We start from the raw sequence: 5,913 nt of genomic DNA on the forward strand, positions 1-5,913 counted from the left end.
GCTTTTGATACTTTTATTTTATCTGATGGTATGATTGGTGATTCTTTAACTGATAATTTTGGTAAAGCTTTAAATAAATCATTTGGTTCAATACCTGGATCTACTGGAAAAGGAGCTGGCGTATTTGCAAAAGTTGCTAAAGCTGGTGGAATTGACTCTTCTGGACCTTACACAGGAGAATCTTATGATGCTGCTGCTTTAATAACATTAGCTATGCAAGCGGGTGGTAAAGCAGATAGAGCAACTATTCAAAAAATGTAATGTCAGTTGCTAATGCGCCTGGGACTAAAATTTATCCAGGTCAACTTAAAAAAGCTTTAGATCTTCTATCTAAAGGTAAAGCTGTAAACTACGAAGGCGCAACTGGAGTAGAATTTACCGATGTTGGAGAAGCTTTTGGATCTTTCCTCGAAAAAGAAATAAAAGGTGGAAAATTCAAAACTAAAAAGCAAAGATAGTTTTATATTTAAAAACCCTAGCGTTAAGTTACGCTAGGGTTTTTTTTTGAGTGAATTTCAGCTCTTATTGTTGCTAATGCTATTAAAAGCATAAAAGGAATACAAATTAAATTCATTATTTTCCAGCTTGTAAGTGTAATAAAAATCCCTGCCGATAAACTACCTATTGCATGTATAGAATAAACTACAAAATCATTTAGACCCTGTGCTTTGAATTTTTCCTCTTCTTTATAAGTCAAAACAAGTAAACTTGTTCCTGAGATAAATAAAAAGTTCCAACCTAATCCTAAAAATATTAAAGCAACCATATAATTTAAAAAAGTTTGGTCAAAATAACTTACAATTAATGTAATACTATAAAGAAATATACCTGCATAAATAATATTACTATTACCAAATTTTTTAATTAAAAAACCTGTCATTAGAGATGGTAAAAACATTGAAGCAACATGAAACTGAATAACAATGCTTGTTTTACTCAAGCTCATATTTTCCATTACATGCATGCTGATAGGAGTTGCAGTCATAAGAAATGTCATAATTGCATATCCAAATGCTGATGCACATACAGCTTGGAAAAATCTTGGTTGTGAAATTAATTCAATATAGCTTCTTCCTTTATATTGTAAATTAATTTCTAATTTTGATTTATCTTCATAAAATAAAAAAAGAATTGATGGAATAAAAGTTAATAGAGCTAGAGCAAGATATGATCCAACATATAAGTTTTCACTAATCAAATCTTTTGAAAAATTTGCTAGACTTGGTCCTAAAAAAGCGGAAATGATCCCACCAAATAGTATTATTGATATTGCTTTTGGTGCCATCTCCTTATTAACACTTTCAGCAGCTGCAAAACGATACTGATGTGTAAATGCCATTCCAATACCTATGAATACATTTGCAAAACAAAATAAAATAAAATTTTGGCTGTATATAGAGTAAGCTGCTAAAATAGAAAATAATGTATTGCCAATTGATGCTAATATAAATCCATATTTTCTACCAATCAAACTCATTACTCTGGTAGCAATAATTGCTCCTATGGCTATACCCACTACAGAAATTGACATTGGTAAAGTTGCTAGTGATTTAATTGGACTTATTTGAGAACCAATTATTCCACTTAAGAAAACAGTAACTGGTGCTGCCGTAAAACTAAAAATTTGACTAAGAGTTAATAATAAAAGGTTTTTGTTCATTAGAAGATGTATTTATCACTTAAATACATCGCAAATGCTAAAGCCATTCCAAGTAATATATATTTCATATTTTTTTGACGTTTATTTTTTCTGGAATTAATCCCTTTGGACGATATCTCATTATTACTAATAGTCCAACTCCAATCATTAAAAATCTAAAATAAGGTGCACTCTCAATAAGATGAACCTTTAACGCATTAGTTTCATCTAAATGTGTCGTAAAAAAATTAATTAAATATAAAGCTATTGGTCCTGCTTCTACCCATAAAAACCATACTACAAATCCACCTAATATTGCTCCAAAATTATTACCAGTACCGCCAACAATTACCATTACCCAAATAACAAAAGTATATCTCATTGGTCTATAGCTTCCGGGGGTAAACAAGCCATCATTAGTCACCATCATTGCACCCGCCAAACCAACAATTGCTGATCCTAAAATAAAAATAAGCAAATGCTCCTTAACTACATTTTTACCCATTGCTCCTGCAGCTTCTTCATTATCTCTAATAGCTCTCATTTTTCTTCCCCAAGGCGAATAAAGAGCTTTTTGAGTAAGGATTAATAAAATTATAACTACTGTTAAAAATAAACCAGTCATACATAGTTTTACATACACAGATGAAGCATCTATGACTAATTGGTTTAACATATCTTTTTTATCAGAAACCGAACTTAATAAATTTAATTTTCCTTGATGCAGTTTTTCAACTAAATTTATAAACCAGGGAGAGGTTTGTAGATCTATCTCGTAGGGAACTGGTCTTTTCAATCCAATTACATTTTTAACTCCCCTTGCTAACCAATCTTCATGTTTAATAATTGATACAACTATCTCAGCAATTAGTAATGTTGCTATAGCAAGATAGTCAGCTCTTAACCCTAAGGCTATTTTACCAACTATAAATGCCAAGCCGGCTGCGAAGAATGCTCCAATAATCCAAGAAAATAATACTGGCATTCCAAGTCCACCAAGAAAACCAGTTTTTGCAGGATTAACTGCTTCAATTGCTTCAATACCTGGGAATGCAACAAACCTAATTAAAATTACCCCAAATATAATCGAAAATGTAATAAAATAGTTTTTATATTTGTGGTTTTTATATTTTTTTAAAATAAATCTTACAATTAAAACCAGACTAATTATCAAAATTAAACTACCTATAATATTTAATCCTCCTGCACTCCAAGCTTCAGGAACAGGTGCAACTGAAACCAAAACTACAGCTAATCCACCAAGAGCTGTATAACCCATAATGCCAAAGTTTATTAAACCTGCGTATCCCCATTGAATATTCGCACCCATAGTCATCACTGCAGAAATTAAACAATAATTTAAAATAGATAGTGCAATCGACCATGATTGGAATATTCCAACCATGATTATTAAAAATAACATGATAGAATAGGCGGCTATAATATTAAAATATTTTCTCATATCTTTTTTCCCTCGAAAATACCAGAAGGTCTAAATAACAAGACTATTACTAATATTGAAAAAGAAACTGCAAATTTGTAGTCTGTAGATAATAATTGTACCAAAGAATCTGGCTCTAAAAACTCTGGTAACAAATAAATAAAAAACTTTTTATATGCATAAGTAACCAAAATCTCTGCAAATGCTATTACATAACCACCTAAAAATGCACCATAGGGATTTCCAATTCCTCCTACAATTGCTGCAGCAAAAATTGGAAGCATATTATTAAAATAAACAAATGGTTTATAACTTTTATCTAAGCCGTATAAAACTCCACCAACAGTCGCCAAAAATCCAGCTATAATCCAAGTGATCATAACAACTTTTTTAGGGTCTATACCAGATAGCAAAGCTAAATCTTCATTATCAGAGTAAGCTCTCATACTTGTGCCAGTTTTAGTTTTATTTAAAAACCAAAATAAAGTTGAAACTAAAATAATTGTAACCACAAGTGTTATAGCCTGTGTAGATTTGATAGTAAGCCCCTCGCTTAGTCCTGTCATTTCTTTAAACTCAGAGGCTTTAAGAATAAATTTTTCACCATCCATAAACCTTCTATCAAATGGTCCTATAATTATTCTTATAATTGCTTGAGTAACAAACATTACACCAACACTAACCATAGCTAATTGAACAGGTGCACTTTTGCTTATTCTGTAATATTTAAAAACAAATTTATCAATAAATAACATGTATAAAATCATTGCAAGGATCGCTAAAGGAAGTGTCAATAATGCTGTAGGTAAAAATCCTATTCCAATTCCAACTGATTGAAAATAATATGTGAGTAAAACAGCGAACATTGTTCCAAAAGACATCATGTCTCCGGTTGCAAAATTAGCAAATCGAAGTACTCCATAAATTAATGTCACAAAAATTGCACCCAGTGCTAATTGAGATCCGTAAGTAATTGCTGGTATTACAGTGTAATTTAACAATAAAATTACTGCATTTAATAATTCCAAATTATCCTCCAAGAAAAGATCTTCTTACTTCTGGATCTTCTAATAGTTCACTTCCAGAGCCTTCAAATTTATTTTGTCCAGTAACTAGAACATAGCCTCGATCAGATATGCTAAGTGCTTGTTTAGCATTTTGTTCGACCATAATTATTCCTACATTGGTCTCTTTTACTCTCAATATATGTTGAAATAATTCATCCATTACTATCGGTGAGACACCTGCAGTTGGCTCATCTAACATTAATACTGATGGCTTTATCATTAAAGCTCTTCCCAAAGCAACCTGTTGTCTTTGCCCTCCAGACAACTGTCCAACAACTTGAGAACTTTTTTCTCTTAGTATTGGAAAAAGATCATATATTTCTTCGATAACATCGTTAATATTATCTTCTCTTAAAAATGCTCCTACTTCTAAATTTTCTCTTACTGTCAGTTCAGAAAAAACATTTTTTGTTTGAGGTACAAACGAAATACCAGATTTAACTCTTTCTTGTGGTGAAAGTTTTGAAATATCTGTTCCATTTATTTTAATATTTCCAGACTTTAAATTAAGTAAACCAAGCATTGCTTTCATTGCTGTAGATTTACCTGCACCATTAGGTCCTAATATTGCAACTATTTCACCTTTATTAACTTTAATTGTACATGATGAAATAATATCTGGTCCGTTACCGTAACCAGCTGTCATTTGATTTCCCTCAAAAAAATGCATTATTGGGCATCCTTAATTTTTTGATTGCTTCTTCCTAAATAACTATCAATTACTTTATCATTTTTCTTTACCTCATCAGAAGTACCCTCAAACAAAACTGATCCTTCAGACATAACTATAACTGGATCACACATTCTACTTATGAAATCGATATCATGTTCTATCATACAAAAAGTGTAACCTTTTTCTTTGTTAAGTCTTTGGATAGCTGTTCCTAAATCTTTTAGTAAAGTACGATTTACTCCAGCCCCTACCTCATCTAGTAATACAAGTTTTGCATCAACCATCATGGTTCTTCCAAGCTCAAGAAGTTTTTTTTGACCTCCAGATAAATTCCCAGCAAGTTCATTTGATAGATGTTTTAAATTTAAGAATTCTATTACTTCTAAAGCCTTTTCTTTTAATTGATCCTCTTCTCTCTCAACAAGCTTTGGATTAATAAGTGCTGTAATTAAATTTTCTCCAGATTGATTGCTAGGTACCATCATTAAATTCTCTAATACAGTTAAATTCGAGAATTCGTGAGCAATTTGAAAAGTTCTCAAAAGTCCTTTTGAAAAAAGTTGATAAGATGGCACATTGGTAATATTTTCATTATTGAATATCACACTTCCTTTGGAAGATTTTAAATTTCCTGCAATTAAATTAAATAGTGTTGTTTTTCCAGACCCGTTAGGTCCTATTATACCGGTTATAGAGCCTTTCTTTATTTTAAGAGAGCAATTATTGACTGCAGCTAAGCCACCAAAAAATTTTGAAATATTTTCTACATGGAGTATTTCAGAATTACTCATTTTTTTAACTAACCTTTTTTAATCTTTTAAGAATTTTTTCAGATGTCATATTTAAAGCTTTGTAAAATCCATGCTTTTTTAATTCTTTAAGTGATTGTTCATTTAAGCCTTTGGGGGTTTGTGACTCTTTTACTAACTTTTTTAAATCTTTAGACTTTTTTAAAGAGTCTTCTGAAAGTGCAACAAAAAGAGAGGTTATATATTTCTGAGCACTTTCCTTTTTTACACCTTTTTTAATAAGCCATTGAGTAAGTGTATTTAAGATTTCATAAAATGGTGCCATCATTGATGATGTGGTCCAA

The 5,913-nt window shown here is 31.1% G+C and carries 7 protein-coding genes and 1 pseudogene; 2 read left to right on the top strand and 6 right to left on the bottom strand.

Annotated features, from left to right (window positions below; translation table 11 throughout):
* Positions 1 to 261 (top strand): annotated as a pseudogene (locus AMN73_RS04475) (ABC transporter substrate-binding protein); the annotation flags it as partial.
* Positions 261 to 458: a hypothetical protein gene (locus tag AMN73_RS04480; protein WP_256997803.1), complete on the top strand. Its 198-nt coding sequence runs from the start codon at positions 261 to 263 to the stop codon at positions 456 to 458. The pseudogene AMN73_RS04475 and the gene AMN73_RS04480, both read left to right, overlap by 1 nt.
* A gap of 23 nt (positions 459 to 481) precedes the next feature.
* Here the strand turns inward: AMN73_RS04480 and AMN73_RS00260 are convergent, their stop codons facing one another.
* The 6 genes from AMN73_RS00260 to AMN73_RS00285 all read right to left on the bottom strand — a co-directional run.
* Positions 482 to 1,660, bottom strand: a complete 1,179-nt coding sequence (locus tag AMN73_RS00260; protein WP_075534326.1) for an MFS transporter — start codon at positions 1,658 to 1,660, stop codon at positions 482 to 484.
* Between the two features lie 64 nt (positions 1,661 to 1,724).
* The gene (locus tag AMN73_RS00265) at positions 1,725 to 3,062 is read right to left on the bottom strand and encodes a branched-chain amino acid ABC transporter permease (RefSeq protein WP_075534327.1); all 1,338 of its coding nucleotides are present in this window, start codon (positions 3,060 to 3,062) and stop codon (positions 1,725 to 1,727) included.
* Positions 3,063 to 3,097: 35 nt separating this feature from the next.
* A complete protein-coding gene (locus tag AMN73_RS00270) occupies positions 3,098 to 4,108 on the bottom strand; it encodes a branched-chain amino acid ABC transporter permease (RefSeq protein ID WP_075534331.1) in 1,011 nt (336 codons plus the stop codon).
* Between the two features lies 1 nt (position 4,109).
* On the bottom strand, positions 4,110 to 4,817 hold the full coding sequence (locus AMN73_RS00275; RefSeq protein ID WP_075534328.1) for an ABC transporter ATP-binding protein: 708 nt from the start codon (positions 4,815 to 4,817) through the stop codon (positions 4,110 to 4,112).
* Positions 4,817 to 5,611 carry an ABC transporter ATP-binding protein gene (locus tag AMN73_RS00280; protein WP_075534329.1) on the bottom strand — a complete coding sequence of 265 codons (795 nt, stop codon included), beginning with the start codon at positions 5,609 to 5,611 and terminating at the stop codon, positions 4,817 to 4,819. Before AMN73_RS00280 ends, AMN73_RS00275 begins: the two co-directional genes overlap by 1 nt.
* 4 nt (positions 5,612 to 5,615) lie before the next feature.
* On the bottom strand, positions 5,616 to 5,913 hold a 298-nt coding region (locus AMN73_RS00285), incomplete at its 5' end, for a pyrroline-5-carboxylate reductase dimerization domain-containing protein (protein WP_306452615.1).

The sequence above is a fragment of the Candidatus Pelagibacter communis genome (assembly GCF_001179965.1).
Lineage (GTDB): Bacteria > Pseudomonadota > Alphaproteobacteria > Pelagibacterales > Pelagibacteraceae > Pelagibacter.